This is a genomic window from Cryobacterium sp. TMT1-19 (assembly GCF_004403055.1).
Taxonomy (GTDB): Bacteria; Actinomycetota; Actinomycetes; order Actinomycetales; family Microbacteriaceae; genus Cryobacterium; species Cryobacterium sandaracinum.
Map to the genome: position 1 here is coordinate 72,389 of NZ_SOHB01000067.1, position 24,592 is coordinate 96,980.

28 protein-coding genes are annotated in these 24,592 nt (G+C 63.4%); 10 read left to right on the forward strand and 18 right to left on the reverse strand.

What is annotated here, in order from left to right; all coding sequences use genetic code 11:
- Window positions 1-36 precede the first annotated feature (36 nt).
- Entirely contained in the window at window positions 37-1,047 is a 1,011-nt protein-coding gene (locus tag E3T40_RS15380; protein WP_104195012.1) for a LacI family DNA-binding transcriptional regulator, read from the forward strand.
- Between the two features lie 60 nt (window positions 1,048-1,107).
- Window positions 1,108-1,941 carry a shikimate 5-dehydrogenase gene (locus E3T40_RS15385; protein ID WP_104169515.1) on the forward strand — a complete coding sequence of 278 codons (834 nt, stop codon included), beginning with the start codon at window positions 1,108-1,110 and terminating at the stop codon, window positions 1,939-1,941.
- 363 nt (window positions 1,942-2,304) lie between these two features.
- On the opposite strand, the gene E3T40_RS15390 is transcribed toward E3T40_RS15385, so the two are convergent.
- Entirely contained in the window at window positions 2,305-3,138 is an 834-nt protein-coding gene (locus E3T40_RS15390) for a site-specific integrase (RefSeq protein WP_104195013.1), read from the reverse strand.
- Window positions 3,139-3,564: 426 nt separating this feature from the next.
- Here E3T40_RS15390 and E3T40_RS15395 point away from each other — a divergent pair, with 426 nt between their 5' ends.
- From E3T40_RS15395 to E3T40_RS16475, 4 genes are all read left to right on the forward strand, one after another.
- Window positions 3,565-4,131, forward strand: coding sequence for a hypothetical protein (locus tag E3T40_RS15395; RefSeq protein ID WP_134544662.1), 567 nt, complete (start codon window positions 3,565-3,567; stop codon window positions 4,129-4,131).
- A gap of 493 nt (window positions 4,132-4,624) precedes the next feature.
- Window positions 4,625-4,855 (forward strand): hypothetical protein, encoded by a 231-nt coding sequence (locus E3T40_RS15400; RefSeq protein ID WP_134544665.1) that lies wholly within the window; start codon window positions 4,625-4,627, stop codon window positions 4,853-4,855.
- A gap of 285 nt (window positions 4,856-5,140) precedes the next feature.
- Window positions 5,141-5,578 (forward strand): hypothetical protein, encoded by a 438-nt coding sequence (locus E3T40_RS15405; protein ID WP_134544668.1) that lies wholly within the window; start codon window positions 5,141-5,143, stop codon window positions 5,576-5,578.
- 1,018 nt (window positions 5,579-6,596) lie between these two features.
- Window positions 6,597-6,755, forward strand: a complete 159-nt coding sequence (locus E3T40_RS16475; protein WP_158252064.1) for a hypothetical protein — start codon at window positions 6,597-6,599, stop codon at window positions 6,753-6,755.
- 119 nt (window positions 6,756-6,874) lie between these two features.
- Here E3T40_RS16475 and E3T40_RS15410 read toward each other — a convergent pair whose 3' ends face one another.
- The 6 genes from E3T40_RS15410 to E3T40_RS15435 form a co-directional block, all read right to left on the reverse strand.
- Window positions 6,875-8,083: a Fic family protein gene (locus E3T40_RS15410; RefSeq protein WP_166786662.1), complete on the reverse strand. Its 1,209-nt coding sequence runs from the start codon at window positions 8,081-8,083 to the stop codon at window positions 6,875-6,877.
- 293 nt (window positions 8,084-8,376) lie between these two features.
- Window positions 8,377-8,544 carry a hypothetical protein gene (locus tag E3T40_RS15415; RefSeq protein ID WP_104195015.1) on the reverse strand — a complete coding sequence of 56 codons (168 nt, stop codon included), beginning with the start codon at window positions 8,542-8,544 and terminating at the stop codon, window positions 8,377-8,379.
- A 237-nt stretch (window positions 8,545-8,781) separates the two neighbouring features.
- Window positions 8,782-9,213 (reverse strand): hypothetical protein, encoded by a 432-nt coding sequence (locus tag E3T40_RS15420; RefSeq protein WP_134544671.1) that lies wholly within the window; start codon window positions 9,211-9,213, stop codon window positions 8,782-8,784.
- A 149-nt stretch (window positions 9,214-9,362) separates the two neighbouring features.
- Window positions 9,363-9,914 (reverse strand): hypothetical protein, encoded by a 552-nt coding sequence (locus E3T40_RS15425; protein ID WP_104195017.1) that lies wholly within the window; start codon window positions 9,912-9,914, stop codon window positions 9,363-9,365.
- Between the two features lie 107 nt (window positions 9,915-10,021).
- Complete coding sequence (locus E3T40_RS15430; protein ID WP_104195018.1) at window positions 10,022-10,633, reverse strand: hypothetical protein; 612 nt, start codon at window positions 10,631-10,633, stop codon at window positions 10,022-10,024.
- Window positions 10,634-10,743: 110 nt separating this feature from the next.
- A complete protein-coding gene (locus tag E3T40_RS15435; protein ID WP_104195019.1) occupies window positions 10,744-11,346 on the reverse strand; it encodes a hypothetical protein in 603 nt (200 codons plus the stop codon).
- Between the two features lie 296 nt (window positions 11,347-11,642).
- Here E3T40_RS15435 and E3T40_RS15440 point away from each other — a divergent pair, with 296 nt between their 5' ends.
- On the forward strand, window positions 11,643-12,662 hold the full coding sequence (locus tag E3T40_RS15440) for an HNH endonuclease (RefSeq protein ID WP_241981806.1): 1,020 nt from the start codon (window positions 11,643-11,645) through the stop codon (window positions 12,660-12,662).
- Between the two features lie 8 nt (window positions 12,663-12,670).
- Here the strand turns inward: E3T40_RS15440 and E3T40_RS15445 are convergent, their stop codons facing one another.
- From E3T40_RS15445 to E3T40_RS15480, 8 genes are all read right to left on the reverse strand, one after another.
- Entirely contained in the window at window positions 12,671-13,093 is a 423-nt protein-coding gene (locus E3T40_RS15445; protein ID WP_104195021.1) for a hypothetical protein, read from the reverse strand.
- A 51-nt stretch (window positions 13,094-13,144) separates the two neighbouring features.
- Window positions 13,145-13,771: a hypothetical protein gene (locus tag E3T40_RS15450; RefSeq protein ID WP_104195022.1), complete on the reverse strand. Its 627-nt coding sequence runs from the start codon at window positions 13,769-13,771 to the stop codon at window positions 13,145-13,147.
- Window positions 13,772-13,854: 83 nt separating this feature from the next.
- Window positions 13,855-14,352, reverse strand: coding sequence for a hypothetical protein (locus tag E3T40_RS15455; protein WP_104195023.1), 498 nt, complete (start codon window positions 14,350-14,352; stop codon window positions 13,855-13,857).
- 112 nt (window positions 14,353-14,464) lie between these two features.
- The gene (locus tag E3T40_RS15460; protein ID WP_104195024.1) at window positions 14,465-15,061 is read right to left on the reverse strand and encodes a primase-like DNA-binding domain-containing protein; all 597 of its coding nucleotides are present in this window, start codon (window positions 15,059-15,061) and stop codon (window positions 14,465-14,467) included.
- 610 nt (window positions 15,062-15,671) lie between these two features.
- Entirely contained in the window at window positions 15,672-15,953 is a 282-nt protein-coding gene (locus E3T40_RS15465) for a hypothetical protein (protein WP_104195025.1), read from the reverse strand.
- Between the two features lie 81 nt (window positions 15,954-16,034).
- A complete protein-coding gene (locus E3T40_RS15470) occupies window positions 16,035-16,313 on the reverse strand; it encodes a hypothetical protein (protein WP_134544673.1) in 279 nt (92 codons plus the stop codon).
- A 70-nt stretch (window positions 16,314-16,383) separates the two neighbouring features.
- A complete protein-coding gene (locus E3T40_RS15475) occupies window positions 16,384-16,833 on the reverse strand; it encodes a hypothetical protein (RefSeq protein ID WP_134544676.1) in 450 nt (149 codons plus the stop codon).
- A 352-nt stretch (window positions 16,834-17,185) separates the two neighbouring features.
- Window positions 17,186-17,674: a DUF2510 domain-containing protein gene (locus E3T40_RS15480; RefSeq protein ID WP_104195029.1), complete on the reverse strand. Its 489-nt coding sequence runs from the start codon at window positions 17,672-17,674 to the stop codon at window positions 17,186-17,188.
- A gap of 412 nt (window positions 17,675-18,086) precedes the next feature.
- On the opposite strand from E3T40_RS15480, the gene dnaE reads away from it, so the two are divergent.
- A complete protein-coding gene (gene dnaE / locus E3T40_RS15485; protein ID WP_134544679.1) occupies window positions 18,087-21,401 on the forward strand; it encodes a DNA polymerase III subunit alpha in 3,315 nt (1,104 codons plus the stop codon).
- 65 nt (window positions 21,402-21,466) lie between these two features.
- Here dnaE and E3T40_RS17230 read toward each other — a convergent pair whose 3' ends face one another.
- Together E3T40_RS17230 and E3T40_RS15495 are read right to left on the reverse strand one after the other, a co-directional pair.
- Entirely contained in the window at window positions 21,467-21,790 is a 324-nt protein-coding gene (locus E3T40_RS17230; RefSeq protein WP_233194150.1) for a DUF4177 domain-containing protein, read from the reverse strand.
- The gene (locus E3T40_RS15495) at window positions 21,739-21,861 is read right to left on the reverse strand and encodes a DUF2510 domain-containing protein (protein WP_233194151.1); all 123 of its coding nucleotides are present in this window, start codon (window positions 21,859-21,861) and stop codon (window positions 21,739-21,741) included. Before E3T40_RS15495 ends, E3T40_RS17230 begins: the two co-directional genes overlap by 52 nt.
- A gap of 254 nt (window positions 21,862-22,115) precedes the next feature.
- Between E3T40_RS15495 and E3T40_RS15500 the strand changes: the two genes are divergently transcribed.
- Window positions 22,116-22,904: a hypothetical protein gene (locus E3T40_RS15500; RefSeq protein ID WP_134544684.1), complete on the forward strand. Its 789-nt coding sequence runs from the start codon at window positions 22,116-22,118 to the stop codon at window positions 22,902-22,904.
- 179 nt (window positions 22,905-23,083) lie between these two features.
- On the opposite strand, the gene E3T40_RS15505 is transcribed toward E3T40_RS15500, so the two are convergent.
- Complete coding sequence (locus E3T40_RS15505; RefSeq protein ID WP_104195094.1) at window positions 23,084-23,740, reverse strand: CatA-like O-acetyltransferase; 657 nt, start codon at window positions 23,738-23,740, stop codon at window positions 23,084-23,086.
- 115 nt (window positions 23,741-23,855) lie between these two features.
- Between E3T40_RS15505 and E3T40_RS15510 the strand changes: the two genes are divergently transcribed.
- Window positions 23,856-24,422: a GrpB family protein gene (locus E3T40_RS15510; protein ID WP_104195033.1), complete on the forward strand. Its 567-nt coding sequence runs from the start codon at window positions 23,856-23,858 to the stop codon at window positions 24,420-24,422.
- Window positions 24,423-24,592 lie beyond the last annotated feature (170 nt).

The following is a 24,592-nucleotide window of genomic DNA, read 5'->3' on the forward strand; positions in this document are numbered from 1 at the left end:
CCTAGGGGCAGCAAAGCGCAGGGCGAAAGGGTGACGATGGCAACGGTGAGTGTGCGCGAAGTCGCGGCTCGCGCCGGGGTGTCGGTCGGCACCGTCTCCAATGTGCTCAACCGGCCGGGCAAGGTTTCCCCGGCAACCGTGGAGCGGGTGCAGACGGCAATCTCCGCCCTCGGCTTCGTGCGCAACGACGCTGCCCGGCAACTGCGGGCCGGCCGCAGCCGCAGCATCGGACTCGTCGTGCTCAACGTCGCCAACCCGTTCTTCACGGATGTCGCGCGCGGCGCCGAGGACCGGGCCGCCGAAGAGGGTCTCACCCTGCTCCTCGGCAACAGCGACGAGAACATCGACCGGGAGAGTGCCTACCTCGACCTGTTCGAAGAGCAGCGTGTGCACGGCGTCTTGATCTCACCGCTCGGCGAGGTCGGGGACCGGCTCGTGCGGCTGCGCGCCCGCGGCACCCCCACCGTTCTCGTCGACCGGCAGACGGCCGACCACAGCTTCTCCTCCGTGGCCGTCGACGACGTGGCCGGCGGGCACCTCGCCGCGGAGCACCTGGCCTCGATTGGGCGCACCCGGATCGCGTTCGTGGGTGGGCCGCAGAGCATCCGTCAGGTTGCCGACCGGCTGGAGGGCGCGCGCCAGGCCGTGCGGGAGCATCCGAACGTGTCGCTCGAGGTGATCAGCACGGAGTCCCTCTCGGTGCTGCAGGGGCGTTTCGTAGGCGAGCAGTTGCGCGCCCGCGACCCGGTCGACCGGCCGGACGCCGTGTTCGCGGCGAACGACCTGCTCGCCATCGGCGTGCTGCAGGCCCTGAGCATGCTGGGCGATGTGCGGGTCCCCGAAGAAGTGGCGCTCATCGGCTACGACGACATCGCTTTCGCGGCGGCAGCCATCGTGCCGCTCTCCTCGATCTGCCAGCCGAGCGCCCTGATCGGCCACACGGCCGTCGACCTGCTGCTGCGCGAAGCGGCCGGCGGCGACGATTTCGTGCACGAGCAGATCGAGTTCCAACCGGAGCTGATCGTGCGGGAGTCCACCGCCGGCTGACTGGGTCCCGCTCCTCCCACCCGGGCTTCCGCTGGCGCTTCCGCTCCTAAACTTGACCGCATGACACTGCAGCCCCTGCTCAACAAAGACACCCGCCTATGCATCTCCCTGGCCGCCCGGCCCAGCAATTTCGGCACGCGTTTCCACAATTACCTGTACGCCGATCTGGGGCTCGATTTCATCTACAAGGCGTTCACCACGACGAATCTTGCCGCCGCGATCGGCGGCGTGCGTGCGTTGGGCATCCGTGGCTGCTCCGTGTCGATGCCCTTCAAGGAAGATGTCATCGCCCTGGTCGACGAGTTGGATGACTCGGCGAGCGCCATCGCGTCGATCAATACGATCGTCAACGACAACGGTTGCCTGCGGGCCTCGAACACGGATTACATCGCCGCCGCCGATCTGATCCGCGCGCGCGCCCTCGACCCGACCACTCCGTTCCTGCTCCGCGGCAGCGGCGGAATGGCGAAGGCCGTCGCCGCGGCCTTCCGCGATTCCGGGTTCGAGCATGGCACCCTAATCGCCCGGAACGAGGCCCGAGGCCGGACTCTCGCCACCGAGCTCGGCTACCGCTGGGCGGCCGAGCCGACCGGTCTCACAGCACCTCTGCTCGTGAACGTCACCCCAATCGGCATGACCGGCGGTGCCGAGGCGAACGACCTGTCCTATTCCGCCGAGGCGATCGCCGACGCGACCTGCGTGTTCGACGTGGTGGCGTTGCCCGCGGAGACTCCGCTCATCCTGGCCGCGCGCGCGGCAGGCAAGACCGTGATCACGGGGGCCGAGGTCATCGCTCTGCAGGCAGCGGAACAGTTCGAGCGCTACACCGGGGTGCGGCCGGCGCCGGAGCAGGTCGCCGCGGCATCCGCCTTCGCCCGCACTCACGCACGGTAGCGCGCGCCTGAACCAAGTCAACGCCGAAGCAGGTTGCTTCAGTCGGCGTTCACGTGACTTGACCGGGACCCTCGTTGCCTTCGGGGGATCCTGTTCAGGAAATCTCTCCCCGCGAGGATAATCCACGCCGGAAACGACGAATGGCCTCCGAAATCTCGGAGGCCATTCGTTTTAAGACTAGTTCTAGGACCAGAATCAATAAGTTCTAAGAACAACCCTGTGGCGGTACCGGTGGGATTTGAACCCATATTGCGTGTCAGTGTCCATCGCCCGACACCCCCGAATCGACTGGTTTACGAGGATATAGCGCCCGTTTGCTCACAGTAGAAAACAGGTGCTCGCAGACTTTCCGTTACCGCTGCGTTACTGCTGGAGCCGTTCGCGGCGCGCGACGTCGAGTGCCTCAGCGACGCCGTCCAGGTCGTCCTCGAACAGGTCGGTGTAGCGATCGAGAGTCATCGCGGCTGAAGCATGGCCGAGCATCCGCTGCACCGCCTTCACGTTCGCACCCGCGCTGATCGCTAGTGATGCCGCCGTGTGCCGCAGGTCGTGCGGCGTCACCCGCGGCATGATCGGAGGCTCCTCCCGTTTGAGGCGCTTGGCCTCTGCTGCTGCTTTCTCCTCCGCGGCAATCACACGCATCACGGCGCCCATGAACCAGCCCTTGTGCGCGTGGCCCTGGGTCAGGTGAATCACGCCATCACCCCAGAGAAGCGCGTCGGCGCTCTTGCCCCGGCTCGCGTCTGCGATCGCGCTGTCCAGGAACGCCGGATAGACGACCGAGCGGCACTCGTGGGTCTTCGGAGTGCCGACCACGACCAAGCCGTTCACACTGACGGCGTTTTCCTCGATCCGGAAGCGCCGCGTAGCCTGGTCGATGTGCCTAACCCTGAGCCCGGTCGCCTCTCCCCACCTGAGACCGGTGTACGACAGAAAGCGAACAAAATCAGGGTATTTCGATTCCACCGCCAGCCGCTCGACCTGCTGGTGCGAGAGGTATGCGCGCCGGCCGCTGGTCCTACGGGGCAGTTTGAGTTCGCGTGCCGGGTTCGCCGTGATCCGTTTGTCCTTCACCGCGCCGTCGAGGATGACGGCGAGAATTCCATGCGCGCGGGAAGGTTGCAGCGCTTCCGCGCGGAGCTCGTCGAGGTCGAGGACGAGCAGAGCGCTGAGGGGCCGACTCTGGGCAGCTGACATCCACGAACTGGCAACTAAGTGGTCGCGCAACGCTCAAGAAGCACGAAATTTTGCCAATTTTCCGAGCAATTTCATCGGTTGCACGCCAGCCAACTGAAGACGTTGCCCGTCCTCAGTTCCACTCGTAAACGAGTGATTGCCTCGTGCTTCTAGCCCCACCTGCGTTGACCAGGCGAATGTAGGTGCTGATGGCGAATGTGAACTCGAATACGACTTTGATCGGGTCATATAGCACTCATCAGGTCCAATTCGCCGGGGTGTGCTTTCCTAAGCCAATCAGTCTTGCCTTCCCCCGCGGGGGATGCAAACATTCGAATCATGACGGAATCGCACTCCCCAGCACCCGCCGATTCCACTAACGGAACTGGCTCGGGACCGGGGGCGGTACATGTCTCGGAGGACGCCATCCGGCGCCTCGCAGAAGCCGTGGCTCGACTGGCGAATGACCCGGAATACTTCCTGGAAGCACTCACGGACATGCTGCTCGCGATGAGGCCCATCTCACTCGAGAGGCTGTCCGGGAACGAGGTCCGCTTCCTGATCGAATCGGGCGCATTCAGCGCTGAAGAGTGGGCCGAGACGTCGGCAGCCGTGGACCGAGGACGCCTACAGGTTGGTGTAACTGAGGGATGGCTGTTGGGCCTTTTCGAAACCAGCTCGATGGAGGTCGTCACAGGTTTCCTGGACTGGAACGAGGAAACCGTTCGCGCTGCCGTCGCGGAGGGGCGCCTGTATGCGATCGAAATATCAGGCCGGCTCCGTTTCCCGACATGGCAGTTCAGTGTTGGATCGCCGGACAAGCTTCTGCCCGGGCTCACCGAGATCCTCCAGGTCATTACCCCGAGATGGACTTGGCAAAGCGCGGCCGGCTTCTTCGCCACGGTTCAGTCGAGCCTCGTCGCCGAGGGCCCCCAGACCCCGGTGCAGTGGCTCCGCCACGGCGGCGACGTCCACGACGTGATCGAGATCGTCGAGTCGGACGATTGGTCGTGAGTACCTAATGCCGGCGCATGAGAAAGGCGAGAAAAGCCCATCGCGACAGCGGCGGACACTTTCGAGTTAGGCGGCGGGGATGCGAGCCTTGTCGTCGCTCTGGTCTGCGAGATGTGGAGCGAATTGCGGCCGATTGATGTCCTGAGTTATCAGCGACACTGCGTAGTCGCTCATAGTCATGCCGAGTTCATCTGCTCGGTGACGTGCTGCGGCTGCGAGCGGAATCACGGCGCGCGTCCCAAGTAGCAAGCGCTGGCCTTTTGACGGACGCCCAATTCGTGAAGTTCCAACTCGTGAAGTTCGCATGGCCAAAGTCGAGCATTGTTTGGGTGACTGTTCTCGACATAGGGCGCGTCTGATCAGCTTCACCTAGGCCCGATTGTGCTCAGAGATGAGTTGACTACTAGTCGAAGGTCTCGCTGAATAAAATTGGGCATAGCGGAGTTCCTGCCTGTGAATTGTCACGCAGCTCATCCGGGTCAAGAGGAAGTAAATGAGTGCAGCAAACTGGCGCGAAGTGTGGCCCCTGTATCGAGTCAAACTCGTCGACGAGACAGCTCGGTGTCTGGCAGAACAGCAATCGGCTGCGACTAGTGGGCAGCGGCCACGCTGGGAAGAGCTCACCGGCGTCCAACAAAAAAATTTGGCGGAGAACATCGCTGGCATTTTCCTCGCTCAAGATCAGGCAATGCACAACCTGGTTGAGCGGGGTCTGAAATCGTGAGGTTTCGTTGAGCGAGATCCCTCTATCCGCGACTCCGTCACGTGGTCGTGGCAGGCGTCTGGCACGCAAACGTCGACTGGATCGGCAAAGCCATCCCCTCAATTACCCGCAACGTTCCTGCGGCACGAACGATCCTCAACGTCGGAGACTTCGGAATCTGGGCCGATGGCTGAGCCGGCAGTCCTTCCAAAGATCGAGGCCGAGCGGCTTCTCGAAACGGCAGTCCAGGGGCGTGTCGGCAACTCTGCAACGTCGTAATCGCGGCAATCCACCAAAGGAGTAGGAATGACAGCAAACCAGCAGCGCGGGACGTACCCGAGAATATCTCTCGACGTTGAGGCGAAAACGGAGGGCATGTCCATTGGCCAGATGGTGCCCTTGCTTTACGCAAGCCCCTCGCCCGACTCCCTACCTGAAATCGCGTTCTTACAATGCGCCCGATGCGCGACTGTCAAGGTCAATCCCGTGTCAGTCCGAGTTACGACGCCCGGTGGTCCGGACACGGACTCTAGCGTTGATGTCGACATCAGAACAGGCAAGGCCATCCGCAGGAATGCTCCAAGTGATGGATACCCGGGGGCGGCAGCAGTCCGAGAGGCGACCGTCCTTGTCTATTTTCGATGCGAATCCGGGCACGAGTTTGTCATCGATTTCTTCATGCACAAGGGCTATTGTCCGACCAACGTCTATTCATGGGACGTCGAGGACAATCTCAATTCGTAGGCGCACAGCCTTGGCCTCCCAGCATGGGGTGTGGCACATATCCGCCCGAGATAATGCCAGGTGAAGGTCGCCTGATCAGCGCGGTCCCGATATCGGGTATCTCGCCCAGGCCGACGCGACCACCGTCATCAGTCACCTTGGCTGTCCATCTAACGGTCGAACGACGGGACTTTGCCACTCGACGTCGGGAGGCTCCGGCAGCGATTCCCAGAGTGTCGCATCTCGTGTGTCTCGCATTGCTGCTGACAGATTTGTCTCAGCGACCCTACGGGCGTTGATTTCATGAGAAACAGGGGTGTCTTGCGGTACGCATGTGCCGGGGTCAGCCGGTCGTTCAGCGGCGCCTTTGGCGCTAACCGAGCCACCGGACCTACAACGCCTCGGTCTGACGCCGATAGTAGGGATAAGTGCGATTATCGGGGGTAAAAAACCACCCCCTTGAACCGACATGAGGCTGCGCAGAAAAAGGGGGCTGGCAGCGCGTCATTGCGGATTTACGTCCGGCTCGTTCTCTGTCTCTGGCATGCTGGGCGGATGGGCCCGGTACTCGACAATCTGCGCGACTTCTGCGGCACGTAACTCTTCTGGTTCCCGGATTTCGCACAGTCTCCCGGGTTCACAGGGTGCCTGGCCGTCGTCGCTGCCGTTATCGTTTACATCGCGACGACGAAGAACGCCCGCAAGGAGCAATGGTGGAAGCGCGCCGAGTACGCATTAAACCTGACCCTGGCGGCGGAGGAGACCACGCAGATAACCGGTCTCGAAGTGCTCGACGCGCTCGAATCGAAGACCAAGACAGAACGAGCGTTTATCGAAGCGGCAACGCAGTGGTTCCTGAACAAGGGGCCCACGGGAGTATCCGCTGGTCCTGCCTACGAAGCACCTGCCAGCGAAGCACCGTCCGCTGACGACGATGATGCGCCTATACCAACGGGCATCCGCGCTCGAATCTTTGGTGCCATACGTGGTTTTTTCAGGCTCCCCCGCGCATAATTAGTACAGGAACAGGAGGCACACCATGACGATCAACGAGATTCAGCAACGTCAGAGCGACAGCCGACCTAGCCCGAAAGCTCAGGCCGTAGCCGCGCGCGTTCGAGTGAACGCAGACCGCCGCGTCGGCGTGGAGACGCCAAAGTGGATCGTCAAGCTTTCTCAGACACCCGCCGCGAAGTAGTTTCTTTTCTCGCCAAGACAGCGAGCTCGTAACCGGCTAGATGTTTTCCTCGAGTGCATGCCGCAGTTCGACACCGTTAGACAAAACCTCGGTGCGCGTTGCGTCCGCGAGTCTCCACTTCACGCCATCATCGCGGCCTGGATGCGGCGGTCAAGATCATCCAGCTCGGCCAGCGCCTCGGACGCAGCCCACACTCGGTTCTTCTTGCGCCCGGTGATTTCCTGGATGTACCCAGCCAGGGTGAGCTGGTCGATGGCCCGGTATGCCTGAGAAGCCACGGACCCGGACCGTGCCTCGATCTCGGCTGCACTCATCACGGGGTGGTCATAGAACGCCGGAATCAGTGCGGCGGCCGCAGATCCAGCGCGAGGGCGCAGCTCTGCTGCCCAAAGATCCGGCATCGCCTTCAGGCGAGCGATGGTGCCGCGCGAGCACTCGGCAGCAGCACGCGCTGAGCGCGCGAACAAGTCAACCAGCGGCGCAGGGTCGCCCAGGCGGTACGCGCCGAGCGATGCGAAGTAGTCGTCGCGGCGGGCGAGGAGACCACTGGCCAGAGGCACAACGGCATTACGGGTGACGCCGCGGCGACGCAGTACAGCGGATACCAGCGCACGTCCGATACGACCGTTGCCATCAGTGAAGGCGTGGATCGACTCGAACTGGGCGTGGCCGATCGCGGCCTGCACCATCACTGGAACGTCGTCGCGGTTGAGGTACGCCACCAGGTCAGTCATCAGCTCAGCGACTCGCGCCGGCGCCGGCGGCACGTGGAGGGCACCCCGCGGTGAGTAGTCGCTTCCGCCGATCCAGTTCTGCATGTCCCGCAGACGACCTGCGTAGCTCGCCTCGTCGGGGTCATCCTTCATCAGCGCGCGGTGCGCGTCGATGATGTGCTCCAGCTCAAAACACTTGTGCTGCTCAACGGTGGTGATGAGTTCATGAAGCGCAGCCGAGGCGGCGACCATGCTCATCGCCGAGGCATTGCCCCGGTTGCCTGCAACCGCTTGGGCGTAGTCCAGCGCAGATGCAGAGATGCGCTCGATTTTCGAGGAGGCCACAGATTCCGTACGCACCATGAAACGGCTCAATGCAGCAGCATGGCCTTCCGCGTCCGTGTCAGCCTGCGCGACGGCGAGAAGGGCTTTCTCGGTTTGCAGCAACACTGCCAGAGGCGGCATGTAGTCGAGCGTCTGGATCAGTGGCGGGATTGTCGCGTCGACCGAACTCAGCACCCGGTCTTCACGCGTGCCGCCGCGTACCTGCTGACGCCAGGGCAGAGTCTCCACCCCGTGTGGAGGCCAAGCGGTGTTGGTGATCGCAGCGTTCATAACCACAACTTTACCGCATTTAGATGGTGCTTGTTGTCGCTAAACACGAATTAGAGCGAGAACAGTGGTGATTAGCTCCTGCAATGGTTAGCAGACGTGTGCGGTGCCACAACTGCGCGACCCGAGCGACCAGAGCGTGCGTGACCAGATTGTCGCGGAAGCGAGACCCATCGAATTCTCTATGCGGGCTGTGAAGCTGATACCTCCACAAGACACGCGATTTCGCAATGAATCAGGTGTTCAGGTAACTTTCGGTTGGAGGGCCCGGTGTCGCGATCAGGTGCCGAGCTTTTCTAGCTTGTCGGCTGTCTTGTGAGGTCCTCAGCGTTCTCGAACTCGCGCCCGATCCGGGCCCAGTGGCGGATCTGGTGCGCCGCGCTGCGGCCGGCGACAGCGCCGGCTGATTTCGCGGCCTCAAAGAGGTCGGCGTCGACTCGCACCTGGATCATTGCGTCGGGCATTCGGACTCCTTCGCGCTGCTTTCGAGAGGTTGATCACACACATCGTACGAGGGGTGTCAGACTCCGGCGCCTCGGTTCGACCGGAGACAGAGACAAGTGGCATATCGAGATCCATCGAACCCTCCACGCGGGCTGTGAACCTGATACCTCCAGAAGTCACGTGATTCCGCAATGAATCAGGTGTTCAGGTAACTCTCGGCTGGAGCGTCCGGCCAGGTGACTGCGATGGCTGCACGGTCAGGCCTCGTCGGACCTGGGTGACGCACGTTCAATCGTCACTGGGTGGCGGCGGATCGGCCGGGCAAGGATCAGGACGCTGATGAGGGCCGCAGCAGCAATGGGCACCGCGAGAAGGTAACTGAGCTCTGGAAAGAGTCTGCGGCCAGCAAGAAGTGTCAGCCCCCCAACAAGCGCCGCCGGAACAGCGACCAGGATGCACGCCCACAGCGGCGCGCGCATTCGTCGCGCCCACAGCGCGGCGAGGAACAGGCCAAGTGAGCTGCCGAGGATCAACAGGTTGCCGGTCCGGGCTTCTGCGAGTGCCTCTTCCGATGCTGCGAAGTACATGGTCATGTAAGCGCCGCGACCCAAGAGCACAGTGCATGAAACGACGAGGGCCGACCACAGCGCGAGGATCCCTGCCCAGGCCAGAACTGCGGTTGCGCTCATGCTGTGACGGTAGCAAATTGCTTGAGGCAATGCGTTGATGACTTTATCAACGGGCTTGGTCGATGGGCGGCGGGCGGCAGCCCACGATGCTCAAATGAGGGTGTCCGTAAGCCGATCGGCAGCGCGGGCTCAGCGCCGGGACCTCGTTGTCAATCCGCGTCGCTGATGTATTGCCGCACGACGTCGTAGAAGAGCGCCGCCTCCACCGGCTTGTCGAGCAGCACCTCGTTGAGAGCCGCCTTGTAGACAAGGGACAACGGATAGAACTGGCGACGCTTGTTCAGCTGGATGACGGTGTCTCCATTGCGCACGTCCTTCTTGCAGCCCTTGTACACGACCCATTCAGCTCCAGGAACATGAGTCATGACGACTTCGGCGACGTAGGCGTGGACCTCGTCGATGAGGCGCAGCTGTTGCCGGGTGAAAGGGGCGTGCGTGTCGACGCCGTCTCCAGCGGGCGGAGATTGGGGATCCCACCAGGCCGGAATCCACGATGTAGCCAACGGCTCGGCGGTTTCCGGGAGGTGCGCCAGGAACCACTGGCCGATGCCCCGGAGGCTCTCGATGCTGCCATCTGCCTCGGGACCGCCGGTTTCCCAGAGGTGCTCGCGGATGCGGCCCTGCGCATCGCTGATCCCATTGAGATACGCGTGGTGCGCTCGGGTGATTTCCTCTTTCGAGGCGTGCATCAACGTCAGCATGTGCTCGTGGTCCCCATAGTGCGATCCCCCCGGATAGTTAGCTGGTGCAGCGTCAGCGCTGTATCTCGATCTTGCATGGCACCTCTGACGAGCCGAGGCGACCAGCTTCAGTCGATGACGATTAGCTCGTAGTTTCGGGCGGCGGCGGCCGCCGTCACCGCGGCGAGGTTCGTCTCCCGGTCATCGCTTGCCAGGACCGGCCAGGTTTTTCCCGGAAAGTCGCCCACCCACCAATACTCGGCAGGGCCCCAGTTGGCGCCGGCGCTCCACACGTGGTGGAAGATCACGATCCCCCGGCCGGTCGCCGCAGTCTGCTCAGCGATCAGCGCGGCCAGTTGCGCGCGGATCACACTGGCTTTTTCGTCTGCTGTAGTGAGCTGCGCGACGATCGGCGTCGCGACTCCGGCGATGTGCGCCGCTACAGCAGCAGGCAGCGGCTGCGTCGGGTCGATCTGGACGACGCTGCCGCCCGGCATCGTGTAGTCGCGCGGGGCGTTCTGGGCCAGGATCTGCTTCTCGAACTCGGACAGGCTGCCGTTGCCGTCGCGGTCGCCGGGGATCGCGGTCGGCGTGGGAGTTGCCGTCTTGCTGCCCACCCCCTGGTCAGCAGTGGGGATGAGTCCGGCCAGGTCACCGCTGGCGGGACTGCACCCGGTCAGGAGTGCTGCGAAGAGGAGCGCTGCGCTGGCGGTGAGGATGGTGCGTCGGATGGTGTTCATGACTGGTTCCCCCCAAGGGATGTTGCTGAGTGTGTGGTGCCTGGCAGGCAAGGCGTGTTGCTGGTGGGCGGGATCGTCGAGGTACCCACCGTGGGCAGCCAGGACAGCGCCTAGAACAGGTTCAGGATCTTCCAGCCGGCGTCGACTCCGCCGTGACTCGCGATGTAGTCATTGGCTGTCTGAGTTACGGCGGCGGGGTCATGTGAGATGGAGCTATCCACGTATTTTCCGGCAATCAGCATGACGTAGACCGGGCTAGGCTCGCCGCCCTGCGGATCGTCTCTGGTGAACCCCATCGTCTGCTGAATCATGATGGACTTGGTACCTCCCAGCTTTTCTGCAAGAGAATCCTGCTGCTGGATCATTGACTTGTTTTGCGCAGCACCGTCCAGGTCTGTAGTTGCAAACACCATGGCGCCGACCTTGGCGTCCGCGAGCACAGCATCCGGAACCGGGCCGGTTGACGAGATGACGACGAGTGATCCGTCTGCCATCGCGTACGTGCGCTGACCGTCCGCGAGGGGCGTGTCCGCCGTGACGACGTCGCCGACGAGAGCGTCGGGGGCTGGCGTGGGAGTCGGGGTTGCCGTCGCTGTACCAGCGCTCGGGATGAGCGCGGTGACGTCACCGGCGGCGATACTGCACCCGGTGAGGAGTGCGGCGAGTGTGAGCGCTGCGGTGGCGGTGAGCATGGTGCATCGGAATTTGGTCATGGCTGGTTCCCCCCAAGGGATGTGTCGGTGCCCGCTCAGCGTATTGGCTGGCGGGGTGGTGCTTTGTCGCTTGGTGCGTGTGGACGGCAATCGGAACCGCCGGAACAGCAATGTCGGTCAGGTGTTGACCCGTTTCTGCTGGGATACGAGAAGTTTGTGTCGGATGATGCCGCCAGAATGAGCTTGTCGACGTCACATCACAGAAAGATGGCATCATGCCCATACCGATCTACATCATGTTGCTCATTGCAGCACCCCTCGTCCTCGGCGTGACTACCGGAAGCGGTGTTGCCGCCTTGGTCGGGCTCGCCCTGGTTCTGATCGCCAGCCCGATCATCTGGAAAGTCCGCAAAGCTCGCTATTTCAATTCCGAGAAGTTCCATACGCTGCGATCCGAGATCGCCGTCGTTGTCGCCGAGCACAACGAGGTCGTGAACTATGTAGCCGAGATCCGCTCGCAAGGCTCATTCGAGCTGGGAGCGTCCTCTGGGGGCCAGTATGCGCACCTGGCGACGTTCGAGAACAACTCGGCGTGGAAGAACCGGCGCGACCGCAACGTCTCCGTCTACGCGCCGCAAGTGCACAACACATCGCTCCAGGTCGTGCGCAACGCCAGCGTCGAGCCGATCAAGTACGTCATGAAGTACTTCTCCATCAAGGCCGACCAGGAGACCCTGGCTGAGGTTCAGCGTATCGCCGCGGACATCTCTCGCCTGGAGGAGGCGGTCTCCAACGTCAAGGGTCGCGAGGCAGAGATCACCGCGAGAATCAACCCGCCGAAGTTCATCCTCAAGCGTTACGCCGACGAGTTCTGGAACCAGATCGGCGCCCACCTGTCGCCCATCGAGGTGCCGTACCCGCGTTACAAGTTCCAGTACACCTCCGCAGGAGGCAACAGCGGTCAGGCGTCGAATATCGAATTCGACACTCCCACCCTTGATGCGCTGTCCGCGACGCTCGTCCAGAAGATCCGCTGGACGAAGTCGGCCGCCGGGCAGCGTGCGCTGATGACGGTGCGACTCCGGGGCGAGATCAAGCAGCGCGACCGCTACGCCTGCTTGCAGTGCAGGGTCTCGGTGGCCGCCGAGCCACACCTCTTGCTCGAGGTCGACCACATCATGCCGGTGTCCAAAGGTGGTCTCAGCACGCCGGAAAACCTTCAGACGCTCTGCTGGCGGTGCAACCGATCGAAGGGTTCAAAGGTCCCCAGTAGCCCAGCGGTCGTCTCCGCGACCCCTATCTCAGCGGTCGTCGCTGCGCCTCCACTCTTCGAGACAATGGGGCGCCTTGCTGATCGGCGGCGTTCTCAGCCTTGATGAGCCTCTTAGGGTTCAGTCGCCTTGTCGTCCAAGATCATCCCGCTGGTCTGAGGCAGCAGGGTGTCGACGGCTTCCTCCGCTAGGTCAAGCTTGACGCCCCACTCGTGATGGGCACGGAGCGCGAGCGAGTCGTACAGGGGAATTGCTTCATTGGTGCCGTCGTTCGCGGTAACCCAGCCGGCGTCCTGGATTCGGCGACTGAGTTTCAGGACTTTTTCGTATTCGGCGCGCCTGCGGGCTTTCACTGCGGCGCCGAGTCGGCGTCGTGCCTCGGTGAGCCAGGCGGGCTTTTCGGCTTGCAGCGCCTGTACGTCGGCGCGGGTCCACGGCCGTCCGAGGTTGGGGAGATCTTTGGTCGCGATGCTGAGGCGAGCGGCGGCTTGCCGTGGCTCCAGCGGCTTTGGATCGGGCCGTTTGGCGTTCATCATCACCTTCCATGTCGGGAGCCGCGGTCGTCAGTGGGCGGTTGCAGCATCACGTTACTCGTCCACAATCCGTGCCGGGGCCGCGGGCTCGCTCCGGCGCAGGCCATACAGCGCGACGTCGGATGCGTTCTTGCTCCAGCCGTGCGCACGGGCCGTGAGCGGCTCAGCCGCGTCCATCATCGAGCCAGGGCGCGAGCGGGTGTAGAGCCACTCGCCCGAGGCAGTAGCGACCGTCTTGATACGGCGGGTGAACGCCTTCTTCAAGAGCGGCCCGTCAGCCGGGAACTCGTCGCTCAACCAGTCGGCGTAGAGCGCGTGCAGCAAATCGACCGGCAGGAAGACCCAGCGAAACAGCTCAGCGAAGGCTTGCCAGAACGCGAGGATCTGGCTGTCGGCCTGGGCGTTGGCCAGCCAGGCTGCTGTGGCAGCTGGGGGCTTGCCGCCGTAGCGCTTCTGGGCAGCGGAGGCCGACGCTGAGCTGAGCGCTGCGGCGATGGCCGGCCAAGGTGTGGCGTTCTCGGGATCAGCACGAAGCTCGGCGATACAGGTGCGCAGCAGCTCGTCGATGCAGTCGCGGGCGGTGCTCAGCGCGGCCAGCTCAGCGAGGGTGGCGGGATCGCTGGTGCTCAGGTTGTTCAGCTCCGCGAGGGCGGTGCGGAGGGGTTGGTGACTGTTGCGCATGCAGCAAACTTGCCCGTTTGGGATGTGCGGGGGCCGGATTCGCGGTTGTCAGCGACGAGTCAGGCTGCTGCGGACGATTGCCACTAGAGTTCCTCCAGATTCTTGCGATCGAGCACGATTCCCCGATGTAGGAACGCGGCTGGGGTTGAGAGCACCGACAGCGTGTACCAGCCGTCGTCTCGGATGGAGCCTCCAAACGGGGCCCATGCCTCGTCGATGCGGGTCTCTTTTGCCCACGGGGGCGTCTGGATCCTGGGGCGGGCACCTTGGCAGCGCCACGCGACGAGAGCCTGAAGAAATGCGTCCCAGCGAGGGGTCCCTATGTGCGCCGGCTCTCTGACCAGCTCCGCGAGGTGTTCGCTCGAAAGCTCCAGCACAGTGTGGATGAGGATGCGGGCGAGGTGCTCGCGCTCACGGAGGTCATCGTCTCGGAGTTGCAGCACGCGCTGCGCGACATCGTGCCCGAGCGCGGCGACTGTGCCAGCTTGGGCTTGGGCAGCCGGGGTAGCCGTGTTGTTGACCGGCGTAGCGGTAGGGATCGGCAGTTGACGCCTGGCCGCGGGGTTCGTCTCTCGTGACATGGCATTTCTCCCTTTGGTGTCAAATCTATCGTCGGTGCGGTGATCGCGGATCAGACGCACGTCTTGTTTGAGATGTGTGGGGTGAGCCGGATGTGTGGTTGTCAGCGACGAGTCAGGCCACGGCGGACGAGTGCCGGATCAGCGTGGCAGTGCGGCGGAGTCCGTACTGGCCTCCCCCGGCTTCGTTGAGAGCCCAGCGGCCTACCCTCTGCGTCAGAGGCTCAGCCTCGTCCATCAGCGACCCGGTGCGGGTTCGGACATAGGCCCATTCACCGGATGTGGTTGCGACCTTCTTCAGCCGCCGGGTGAACGCTTTCCCCAGGAGGGCTTCTTCGTCGGGGAACTCAACGGTCATCCACTGCTCGTACAGGGCGTAGAGAAACGTCATGGGCAGGAAGCCCCAGACGAAGTCCTCGGCGAAGGTGTCCCAGAAGTTCAGGACGTGCTCATCGGCAGGGGCAATCCCTGACCCATACTTCTGCCGAGTGGCGTTCACCGACGACGATCCGAGCGCGTAGGCGATCGTCGGCCAGTCGCGGGCGGTCTGCGGATCGGTGCGCAGCTCGTTTACGCAGGCACGCAGCATTTCGTCGATGCAGTTGCGCACGGCGCTCAAGGCGGTGAGTTCGTCGAGTGAGGCTGGCCGGTCGGGGTTGATGCAGCGCAGCTCGCCGATGGCGGTGTTGAGGGTTTGCTCGGTGTTTCGCATGGCGCTCACTTCCTAGTCTCTGTGTACTTGTTCGGATTTAGCCAGCGTTTTTGGGCGATGTACCGGCGATGAAATAAATCGCCGGTCCGGGCTCGCTGGGATGGATTGCCTGATGAGGGTCGATTTATACAGCTCAGGGCCGTTGGAAACGTACCGGCGATCTGCGGCTGGTTTTCCATCGCCGGTCCGCTAAATCAGCGGCTTTTGGCTATTTTCTCTTGATTTCTAGCTAATAAGTAAGAGAGAAGAAGAGAGATGTACCGTATGTACCGCGTAATCCGGGAAACCCTACACATGCGCGCCTGCGCACACGCACATGTAAGGAAACCTCCAGAATGGCGGTACATACGGTACATTGGACCGTTTCCCCTGGTCAACGTGCAAATACGTCTTTTTTCGGCGGTACAGATCGTCGGTACGCCCTCTCGGCGCGCAGGCCTTCTGAGTGAGCGATTACCACCCTCATCAGGGATTTTAGTGGCGTCGACGTGTTGCGGCCGCGGACCGTATTGGGCGCTCGATCGCCGGTACGTTTCGCCTGAGGGCATGTTTTCACCCTCAAATGGCCGTCCTAGCGTGCTGAACGTGCTCACCGGTCCGAGAGCGAGCCTCAGACGAGCAGATCGAGATACACCCGCACCGTCGCCGTGCCCGGCGCGATCTCGGTGAGCCCGTGGTCGAGGATCGTAATGATCGAGGCGTCGTCGGACTCCTCTGCGGCGTACGCAGCGAAGCCGACCTCGCCGATGTGGATCCCCGGGTCGCTGGCCCAGGGCAGGCGGGTGCTGAGGGGTTGCGCGAGCAACCAGGCACCCAGCGCGTGCGCCACCTGGGCAGAAGTCTTGCCGGTGGACATCGCCACGTCAGCGTTGATCTCGATGTGCGGGGTCACGGCGCCGAGGCGAGGGCTGAGCGTGAACCGGTCAGCGTCGTGGGCGAGGTCGAGGCCGGAGACTTATAGCCGGCTGATCTCTCATGGGTTGTCTTCGTAGCGCGCCGGCACGAAGGCGAGAGCTACAGCATCGCCGACGGTGACTTCTGCGTTCTCGAGCCCGAGGGCCCGGATGCGCTCGAGCTCGATGGGGCGCTTGACCCGCCGCACGCTCTTGGTGAAGCTGCCGCTGAGCCAGCTGTGCCAGGGGTCGCAGCTGAGGTCAGCGTGCGCCATGGCGAGCCCGGACGCGAGCGCCGCCGCGGCGATGGTGTCGAAGTGCTTAGCCGGTTTGACGACGATGGTCTGGACGAGGCTCATGGCGATGCTCACTTTCTGGTGTCAGGGCTGGTAGCCGCTTTCCGTGGAGGGATGGATCATGATGACGTACTCAGCGGGCAGCCTCCACGTACAGCCACACCAGCGGGCCGCCGTCACGGTCAACCATCTGGGCGATGACAATGTCGAACCCGCCGTCGGTGCCGCGGGCCTCGCAGAGGGTCTGCCCGCCGAAGATGTTTGCTTGCGGCTCGCAGTCACCCGTGACGGGGAACTCCCACCCGGCGCGATCGACGAGCGCCAGGAACTCCGCCGCGCTCAGCTGTGCGGGGATGCTCCACATTCGGAGGATCGACGGGCACGCCACGCCACCCAGGCAGATCCGACGTGGGGGCTCTGTGCTGGTTTGCGTGACCGTCCACCCAGGCGCCGGTTTCAGCGCAGCCGCTGCTCTCTCGATCGGTGCGGGATCGCCGGAGATGACGACCACGGCAATCAGCGCGCCGACCAGGAGGACTGTGACGCCCACCCCGACGATCACTGCTCGGATGACTTTGCTCATTTGCGTTCCCTCGTTTTCTTGGCCAAGCCCCTCGTTGAAAGTGCCAGCGGCCACACCGCGCCACCCCAAGGCTGCCGCGATCCGCGACGGAACACACTCGGCCAGGGAGTTAGCCACCACCTTCTGGAAGCACACTGCCTCCGGTTGCAGCTGCTCGAGCTCCGCGACGATCAGGTCGATACGTTCCTCGAGTCGTTCCGAGTCAATGTTCAGGTTTAACGAGGCAACGCGTAGACATGTGGGGGGGGCAGGCATCAAGGCTCCAGAAAGAGTTCTCACTGGCGGTCCCAGCTCCCCCGTCGTCGGCTCGCCACTCACCCCGACCCTCACGCCCCGCAGAGACTGAACACTATTATCTCGTTACCCCAACCGCTTCAAACACGTACGGAACCGGAAGCAGCATCAGCATGACGGCAAGGCCGGTGATGTTCAGCCATGTCCACCTCAGGATGATCGAGGCGATCATTGGTATGACCATGAACGGACCGATGATGATCGGGGTCAGAAAGAATCCGAGCGACGCCCAACCCGGGTCCGCCGGGTTCGACTTCAGCAGCTTAGGGATATGGACCGAATAGCTGTAGATGAGGTAGGCGGTTGCAGCTACCGCGACGCCTAGACAGATGTAGCTCCAAACGAATCGCCACCGGGGCACTGGCCGCTTGACACTGGAAGCTGTGGTCCTGAGGAACCTTCTCTTGAGGCGCGGGGCCGCAGGGATATCGCGTTTCACATGCTCGGTCCAGTCGGTTCCATTCCACCAGCGCAGTTGGTTGGACGTCTCGGACTTCGGATCGGGGTACCACCCGGATGGTTGTGGTGTGGTCGTATGATCTGTCACAGTGTGTCCTTCCCCGCCACCACAGGTGCGCGTAGCTGACCACAGCATAAGGGTGGCCGGGCATCTGCCTCCAACCCCCTTTCAGAGCTGTAGACCAGCCCGGGTAGAGAGAAAGAAACCTCCCTCGGTCCCCGAACATCGCGCTACTCGACGAGTAGACAAGCTTCCTCGCTGCCAGCAGCCAGTTGCGGCATGACCATGTCGTCCTACAGACCGGCAACACCGATGGGGTCGAGCAAAACTGCTGACATCGACAACACGGTTGCGCTCTGGCTAGGTAGGGCGTCACCGTGTCGGCGAGTTCAGAGGTTCTGAACCCGCGATGCAGCAGATAGACACTTGTCAGTGTCAGAGCCCAGACCTACACTCCCCATATCGAATAAACGTTCGATAGCAAGGGTTGGAGGTACGGATGCGACAGAGCTTCCCGCACCTCCACGTTGCCTCCGCATACTCCCCGCACTATGGCGTGACCATGCCCGAGGTCCTCGTCGACCAGGCGGCAGGTGCCGGCGCGGACTTCCTCGCCCTGACCGACCGGGATGGGCTGTACGGGGCGGTCAAACATGTGCGGGCGTGCGCGGCCGCCGGGATCCGGCCAGGCCTCGGCGCGGACCTGGCCGTCCACGATGATGAGCACCGGCCGCTTGGCCGGGTGACCCTGCTCGCCCACGGCGGGGACGGCCGCGGGTACGCGGCACTCTGCCGGGCCGTGAGTTCCGCGCACGAGGCAGGTCGGGTGCCGAGCATTGACCGGCGACGTCTCGCCACCTGGGCGGAGGGCCGTGCCCTCACCGTGCTCCTCGGGCCGCTCTCTGACGTGGGGCTCGCCGCGCAACGCCGGGACCGCCCGGAGTCAGTTGCAGGGTTGCGTGCGTGGCTCCGCGTCATGCCTATTGGCTCGGTCACCCTCGAGGTCGTCTGCCACCTGGCACCGACCGGGCAACGCGGTTCCGTGGCCGCGGCCACCCGGATGCTAGGACTCGCCGAGGACACCGGGACCCCCGCCATCCTCTCCAACGCCGTCCGCTACGGCGAGCCGGGCGACGCGACGACCGCAGACCTCGCCGACGCCACCCGGCTCCTCACCCCGCTCGCCCAACTCGAGGAACCGCAGGCGAACGGCCAGGCCTGGCTTAAAGACGGGACGCACATGCGCCAGGTCGCGCGCATGGTTGTCGACGCCGGCGCCCGGAACCCCGACGCTCTCGACGACCTGCTGCGGACCACACGCGAGCTGGCGGACCAGTGCGCCCTCGACCCGGCCGCGGACATCGGACTCGGCACACCACGGATGCCGGAAGCCTCGATCATCGGAGTGGTCGGCGACCCCGTCGCGGAGCTGTGGCGGCGGGCCCGGCACGGCATCGACGACCGCTACGCCGGCACCACCCTCGCCCGAGCCGCACATTTGGAGCTGGCACATGAGATGGAGACGGTCGAACACCTCGGGTTCGCGGCGTACTTCTTGACTGTCGCCCGTGTCGCGGACCTGATCCGGGGCATGGGCGTCCGGGTGCAGGCGCGTGGTTCCGGCGTCGGGTCCGTTCTCAACTACGCGCTCCGCACCTCGTCGGTCGAGCCGATCGAGAACGGCCTGATCTGGGAACGGTTCCTCTCCCCCGAACGCCAGACTCTCCCCGACATCGACCTTGACGTTGAATCCGCGCGGCGCCATGACATCTACCGGGAAGTGTTCCAGGTCTTTGGCGCCGACCGGGTGTCGCTGATGTCGATGACCAACGCGTACCGGGGGCGAGGCGCCGTCCGCGACGCCGGGCTCGCCCTCGGCATGCCCCAGGAGCAGGTCTCGGCTATCGCCAAGCAGATGTGGCGGTTCAACGCCCGCGACTTCCGCCGAGCCCTCGAGGAGAAACCGGAGCTCGCGGATCTCGCCGCGCAGGTGCGCGAGTCGCAGCAGTTGGACCAGCTGGTGGACCTGACCGCGAAGCTCGACCGGCTCCCCCGGCACATCAGCGTGCACCCGTGCGGCGTCATCCTCTCCGACACGTCTCTCCTTGACCGGACGCCCGTGCAACGGTCGGGGATGGGGCTGCCCATGTCCCAGTACGACAAACACGACATGGACCCCATGGGCCTGATCAAGCTCGACATCCTCGGCGTCCGGATGCAGTCGGCGATGGCCTACGCGATCGAGGAGCACCGGCGCCTCACCGGCGAGACCATCGACCTGGACCGGGTCCCCCTCAACGACGAACCCACCTACGAAATGCTCCGCACCACCCGCACCCTCGGCGTCTTCCAGCTCGAATCCCCCGGGCAGATGGAACTGATCGGGAAGCTCCAACCGGGAGTCTTCAATGACCTGACTGTGGAGATCAGCTTGTTCCGCCCCGGACCGATGCAGGCGAACATGCCCCTCCAGTATTTGAAGGCGCGGCACGGGGAAGTCGCACCCGACCATATGCATCCGCGGTTCAAACCGTTCCTGGCCGAAACCAACGGCGTCGTCGTCTTCCACGAGCAGGTGATGCGTCTGTTCGACGAGCTGACCGGTTGCGGGATGGGTAAGGCCGATGTGTTCCGCCGGCACCTCGGAAAATCCGGCGACCTCGCCGAGATCGAAGCGTACGTGCGGAAGCAGGCCGCGGTCCGGGGGTTCCCGGCGCCGGTTGTCGATCGGGCGTGGAAGGTGCTGTCCGGGTTCGGCAGTTTCGGGTTCGCCAAGGCACACGGGGCCGCGTTCGCCCGCACCACGTACGAGAGCGCCTGGCTGAAAACGCACCACCCAGCGACGTTCTTCGCCGGACTCCTCACCCACGACCCCGGCATGTGGCCCAAGGACCTGATCGTCGCCGAAGCCCGCAACCTCGGCGTCCCCGTCCTCGGCCTCGACGTCCAGAAATCCGCATTGGACTACCGGGTGGAGCAGCTGGACGACGGGCAGCTCGCCATCCGCCTGGCCCTGCCCGAACTCGCCGGATCCAGCGCGGTGGAGCGGCAGCGCATCGCCGAGCACCAACCGTTCTCGTCCCTGCAGGACTTCCGCGATCGCGTACGGCCACGCCGCCGCACGTTCGAAGCGTTGGCCCGGGTCGGCGCCCTCGACTCGTTCATCGGCTACGACCGCGCCCGCCGCGGCGACCTCCTCGCCCACATCCAAGGCCTCGGCGGCAGGGCCCTCCCCGTCGGCCCCGACCAGCTCGCCTTCGACATTGAACTGCCACTGCCCGACTTCTACCGATCGGTCACTGCCCTCGACCTCCGCGGCCGCACCCAAACAGACGTGGAACTCCGAGACCTCGGCCTCGCCGTCAGCCAGCACCAAATGACCCGGTTCTACCTGCTCTTCAAAGAGCTCGGAGTCACCCCGGCGTCAGAGCTTGTGAACCTGCCGGGCGGCACCGAGGTCTTGGTCGCCGGGGTCCGCCGCGCCACCCACACTCCCCCGATGCGAAGCGGCAAACGCGTCGTCTTCCTCTCGCTCGACGACGGCACCGGGCCCGTCTCCAACGTGGTGTTCTTCCACGACGCACAGGCACAGATCGGAGCACCCGTGTTCCGCACCCACTACGCCCTCATCCGTGGCCGAACCCGGCGCACCGGCGCCCGCGGGGTGTCAGTAACCGGCGAACAGATGTGGGACCTGCTCGACGTGGCAGGGAAAGTCCGGGCGCGCCAGGCCGCAGAGCGGGAACAGGAGCGGATTGTGGTCGAGGCAGAGGCCGCGGACAACGTCATTCAGATGTGGAGACGAAGGGCGTGAGGTTCCGGACGCTATTCACGGGATGGGCCGGCCTTTAGACGCGCCTGATCGGGTGCCGATAGACGTCAGCTGATCCCGAGTCGCTCGAAGACCAGCGTGGCCTGGATGCGGTCGCCGCCCCCGAGGCCCTTACTGCCTGAGGCTGACGTCGTGATGGTGTGCAGTCGATAGCCGAGGGCGGCCTGCGCGTTGATGGACTTTTCTAGCTCGGTGAGGTTGCCAGATCCGGTACCGAATAGCTTCTCCTTCAGCACCACCTGCAACATGACGTAGCTCTGCCCGTATTGCGCTGGGCGTGGTCGACCTACCGCGACGGACTCCGACTTGGTGTGGTCGATCAGCGCGGCGGACTGTTCACCGATGCCTCCTCTTGCCAGACATTCGTCCACTGCTCGCCGTCCCACCGTCGCTGGTGACCCGAACCGTCATCGTACCAACCTGCTGCTGCGTTCGCCACCATTGCCTCGTTTCAGTCCGTCAGGTCGCGACGCGCCTGGACGTGCGCTACAACGTATCAGCCGGTATCCCTGGCGGCACCGATTGCCTCAGGCGTCGAGACCTAACCCATCCGCACCTGCTGCTGCAGCACGGACTGTTCTTCCGAGTAGGTGAAAGTCTCGATCTTGTCGCCCAGCAGCGCGGAGTCGCAGCCGAAGCGGATGTCGCGGATCTCCTTCGTCGCTGAAGCTTCGGTGAGCGCGCTACTGTCGCGTCATGGAGCAATTAGCCCGAATCCCTGACGAGATTCTTCATTCGAAGTGGCGAGAGATAGCCCCGCTCATCGATGTTCTGGCCACCCGGATTGGAGAATCGGAGCCTTTCCCGGTTGTCACGGGCAGTGCCTTCACAGGTGACGATCGAGGAGCAGCTCCATATTCGGTGACGTACGTCGCCAACGCGTGCCTTTTCTCCGCGATTGACCACCTTCATGCTTTGAAGGCGCTTGTGTGGGACGCCCGGCTGCTGCACACGTCAGCTCCGGCCACACTTGCGCGCAACGCAATTGAGAACGCGGTAACGGGGTTGTGGGTGATCTCGCCCGCTAGTCGTAATGAGCGGATCAGTCGGAGTTTGCGCTGGTATGCACAGGATGCTCGCGATCAACACCGGGCCACGGCACATTTCAGCGCCATAGACCTGGCCGGGCAACTTGAACGTCTGAGTGCCATCGCTGAAGTCAGGGGTATCTCGGCGAGCTCGGCGATCAGCAACTTCACAATCACGTCCGTCTTCAAAGAGCTGAAGGCGGCTGGCCGCGAAGCGGCTGAGTTTGAGTGGCGTCTCGCGTCTGGCTTCGCTCACGGCCGGTCGTGGGCGAGCATGGGAGTTCTGGAGCGTGAAGAGCTTCCGTTGGGCGACGACGACAACCTCGTCTTGCGACTGACGAATTCCGACCAGATGGCATTGTATTTCGTTCTCAAGGCGCTGCACTCGATTGAACGACTGCTCCAGCGTCGCGAATTCCTTGCTGGCCTTAGGACCCACGACGCATCTGTCGGCTGAAGGTCGCGGTCGTACTCCGCGGAAGGAGGCAGGTCACTCTCGCGCACACGGGCCTAAGCGAGCGCCCGCAGAGGTCGCATAAATGGGGATGAATGGCTTGCCGTAAGGGGTTCCCAAATGGCACCCGCCGTTCAACGTCGGCTCGAAGCCCTGGCGGCGAATTCCGTGCCCATGGAGCGTTATTTGGAGAGCCACGATGGGTCGGAAAATAGAACTTGCAGCTCTTGAACAAGGCGAGCCGTATGGAAACCGTCAGCGGCCGCATGGTGCACCTGAATGGCGACAGGCATCACGGTTCGCCCCCCGGTCTCCCGGTACCGACCTAGGGTGAATATCGGCAATAGATGCTTCCATCCGTCCCGTATCTGCAGACTGAACCCAGTGAACGACGCCCACGGAACGCTTGATATATCAAACATATTTGCAGGCATATCCGGCTGCGGCTGCAACGACGTGGCAGTGCGGTATCTCTCCAAAACGTCCGCTGTGTGCTCGTGGAAGGTCGAGAAGTCGGCGTGGAATGGGGACCAGACGTTGGCGAACGTCTCTCGCTCGGGATTGAAGACAGTGAATGCAGGGTGCACGATGTCCCAGGTCGCGGGAACCTTCTCGTCTGTGAGAGTCATCCGAAACTCGACGTGACGATTCACTACTGAGGCGATGGCCCAGATCTGCGCGATATAGCTTTTCCACGGAACGACGCGGAGCGCCGCCACCATCTCCGTGACGTCGAGTTCCACCGTGATGGCGTACGTGCACTCGACGCGCGTGAGGTAGTGCTCGAAGTGCTCCCGCCGAGGCCACTTGTCCAGATCGATCGCGCGCGCTTCTGTCATGCCCACGAGCCTAAGGCGGGCACCCCTCCCCATCGGTCAGCACCAGTGAGCGTTCCGCTGCTGCCGGACTTCAGTCAGGCCTCGACGGCCGAGTCTGTCGTGCCAAACTCGACGGATGGACCAGGCAAGAGACACGGAACTCGACACCATCCTGATCGGTGGTCGTGAGCAACGGGCGATCGTCATCGTCGATTACGACGACACATGGCCCTCCAAAGCAGCTTCCATGGCTAAGAAGATCCAGGATTCCTTGGGCCCGGCTGCGCTGTCGGTCGAACACATCGGTTCGACCTCAGTCCCTGGACTGGCGGCGAAACCGGTGATCGACATCCTGCTTGTCGTGGCCGACATTGACGACGAGCAGTCCTACCTTGTGCCAATGGAATCCATCGGGTTGTGGCTCCGCGTCCGAGAACACGGCCACCGGATGCTCCGCACGGCGGAGTTGGACTTCCACGTGCACGTCCTTCCGCCAGAGACCGCTGAGCAGATCGACTACCTCGACCTCCGCGACTGGCTCCGGGTCGGCGCGGCCGACCGTGCACTCTACGAATCCACGAAGCGGATGCTCGCGGCCAACACATGGAGCGACATGAACCACTACGCCGACGCCAAGAGTGCCGTCATCCAGCAGATACTGACCCATGCACGCAACTGGCGAGCAGGCCAGCCCACCAGCTGAACCGTCCCCAGAGAAACAAGTCCCGGCGAAGGTTCGGCTCATGCGCCCCTCGTCGCCGGACGGTCGATTAAATCGGTTTGCGTCTCATCTTCTGTTCCGGTTCAGTGGGTTCATGATGAATGACACCTACCGGTTCTCTTCACGCGCTGGTGACATGGATCGGAAGCTGA

What these genes read in the sequence shown, in the direction of transcription:
- E3T40_RS15425 (WP_104195017.1), bottom strand. Translation starts at nt 9,914, where the DNA reads ATGCTGACGTTGATGCACGCCTCGAAAGAGGAAATCACCCGAGCGCAC.
- E3T40_RS15510 (WP_104195033.1), top strand. Translation starts at nt 23,856, where the DNA reads ATGGACCAGGCAAGAGACACGGAACTCGACACCATCCTGATCGGTGGT.
- E3T40_RS15385 (WP_104169515.1), top strand. Translation starts at nt 1,108, where the DNA reads ATGACACTGCAGCCCCTGCTCAACAAAGACACCCGCCTATGCATCTCC.
- E3T40_RS15470 (WP_134544673.1), bottom strand. Translation starts at nt 16,313, where the DNA reads ATGAGCCTCGTCCAGACCATCGTCGTCAAACCGGCTAAGCACTTCGAC.
- E3T40_RS15505 (WP_104195094.1), bottom strand. Translation starts at nt 23,740, where the DNA reads ATGACAGAAGCGCGCGCGATCGATCTGGACAAGTGGCCTCGGCGGGAG.
- E3T40_RS15455 (WP_104195023.1), bottom strand. Translation starts at nt 14,352, where the DNA reads ATGTCACGAGAGACGAACCCCGCGGCCAGGCGTCAACTGCCGATCCCT.
- E3T40_RS15410 (WP_166786662.1), bottom strand. Translation starts at nt 8,083, where the DNA reads ATGAACGCTGCGATCACCAACACCGCTTGGCCTCCACACGGGGTGGAG.
- E3T40_RS15405 (WP_134544668.1), top strand. Translation starts at nt 5,141, where the DNA reads ATGACAGCAAACCAGCAGCGCGGGACGTACCCGAGAATATCTCTCGAC.
- E3T40_RS15445 (WP_104195021.1), bottom strand. Translation starts at nt 13,093, where the DNA reads ATGATGAACGCCAAACGGCCCGATCCAAAGCCGCTGGAGCCACGGCAA.
- E3T40_RS15430 (WP_104195018.1), bottom strand. Translation starts at nt 10,633, where the DNA reads ATGAACACCATCCGACGCACCATCCTCACCGCCAGCGCAGCGCTCCTC.
- E3T40_RS15475 (WP_134544676.1), bottom strand. Translation starts at nt 16,833, where the DNA reads ATGAGCAAAGTCATCCGAGCAGTGATCGTCGGGGTGGGCGTCACAGTC.
- E3T40_RS15435 (WP_104195019.1), bottom strand. Translation starts at nt 11,346, where the DNA reads ATGACCAAATTCCGATGCACCATGCTCACCGCCACCGCAGCGCTCACA.
- E3T40_RS15390 (WP_104195013.1), bottom strand. Translation starts at nt 3,138, where the DNA reads ATGTCAGCTGCCCAGAGTCGGCCCCTCAGCGCTCTGCTCGTCCTCGAC.
- E3T40_RS15415 (WP_104195015.1), bottom strand. Translation starts at nt 8,544, where the DNA reads ATGCCCGACGCAATGATCCAGGTGCGAGTCGACGCCGACCTCTTTGAG.
- E3T40_RS15495 (WP_233194151.1), bottom strand. Translation starts at nt 21,861, where the DNA reads ATGGTGGCGAACGCAGCAGCAGGTTGGTACGATGACGGTTCGGGTCAC.
- dnaE (WP_134544679.1), top strand. Translation starts at nt 18,087, where the DNA reads ATGCGACAGAGCTTCCCGCACCTCCACGTTGCCTCCGCATACTCCCCG.
- E3T40_RS15380 (WP_104195012.1), top strand. Translation starts at nt 37, where the DNA reads ATGGCAACGGTGAGTGTGCGCGAAGTCGCGGCTCGCGCCGGGGTGTCG.
- E3T40_RS15420 (WP_134544671.1), bottom strand. Translation starts at nt 9,213, where the DNA reads ATGAGCGCAACCGCAGTTCTGGCCTGGGCAGGGATCCTCGCGCTGTGG.
- E3T40_RS16475 (WP_158252064.1), top strand. Translation starts at nt 6,597, where the DNA reads ATGACGATCAACGAGATTCAGCAACGTCAGAGCGACAGCCGACCTAGC.
- E3T40_RS15400 (WP_134544665.1), top strand. Translation starts at nt 4,625, where the DNA reads ATGAGTGCAGCAAACTGGCGCGAAGTGTGGCCCCTGTATCGAGTCAAA.
- E3T40_RS15460 (WP_104195024.1), bottom strand. Translation starts at nt 15,061, where the DNA reads ATGCGAAACACCGAGCAAACCCTCAACACCGCCATCGGCGAGCTGCGC.
- E3T40_RS15500 (WP_134544684.1), top strand. Translation starts at nt 22,116, where the DNA reads ATGGAGCAATTAGCCCGAATCCCTGACGAGATTCTTCATTCGAAGTGG.
- E3T40_RS15450 (WP_104195022.1), bottom strand. Translation starts at nt 13,771, where the DNA reads ATGCGCAACAGTCACCAACCCCTCCGCACCGCCCTCGCGGAGCTGAAC.